General features: G+C 73.2%; 1 protein-coding gene. It reads right to left on the bottom strand.

The features are described 5' to 3' along the window. On the bottom strand, positions 1 to 714 hold a 714-nt coding region (locus ACFO4E_RS30090), incomplete at both ends, for a DUF222 domain-containing protein (RefSeq protein WP_378580734.1).

Raw genomic sequence — 714 nt, 5'->3', positions numbered from 1 at the left:
TGGTCGAGGGTGAGTTCCTTCTGGGCGGCGGTCGTGTTGGCCGCGCCGGGGGTGTCGGTGCGCAGGGCGCGGGCGATGGCGCCCAGGCGCTGGTGGATGGCCAGGGCGTCGACGGTGTCGATGTCGGTGATGGACACCGACCCGGTGCCGGGGGCGTGGGCGGCCTCGCCGTGGTCGATGCGGACCTGGCGCATGGCGATGGTGCGGGCCTTGCGTTCTTCGGCGCGGGCGGGGTCGAGTTCCAGGACCGTCTTCTTGGCGAGGTTCTTGAGCTTGACGCCGGAGGTGTGGCCCATGGTGGCCAGCATGCGTGCGGCGTAGGCGGTGGTGGTGGCCGGGTCCCAGTCGGTGGGTGCGGCGTCGCTGACCACGCGGGTGCGGTACTCGTCGATGCGCCCCGCCCTCAGCGCTTCGCGCAGGGCGGGGAATTCGGTGCCGAGTCGGTGGGCGTGGTCGAGGCGGGCGCGGGCCAGGCCGGGCGGGATGCCGAGTTCGCAGCCGATCTCGGCGGCGGCGTCCTCCTCGGCCGAGACCTGGGCGGCGGGCGGGGCCTCGCGTGAGCGGGTGCGGGTGAAGGCGGTCATGGCGTCCAGCTGTGCGGCTTCGAGCCACCGCTTGCAGGTTTCGAGCCGGGTGATGAGGTTGAGCTGCTCGTCGCCGGTGAGGGTGGCGGCGTCCAAGGTGAGCACCCACTCGGCCAGCAGACCCCCGGCC

The sequence above is a fragment of the Nocardiopsis mangrovi genome, assembly GCF_042653925.1.
Classification (GTDB): Bacteria; Actinomycetota; Actinomycetes; order Streptosporangiales; family Streptosporangiaceae; genus Nocardiopsis_B; species Nocardiopsis_B mangrovi.
This window is presented reverse-complemented; position numbering and strand designations above follow the sequence as displayed.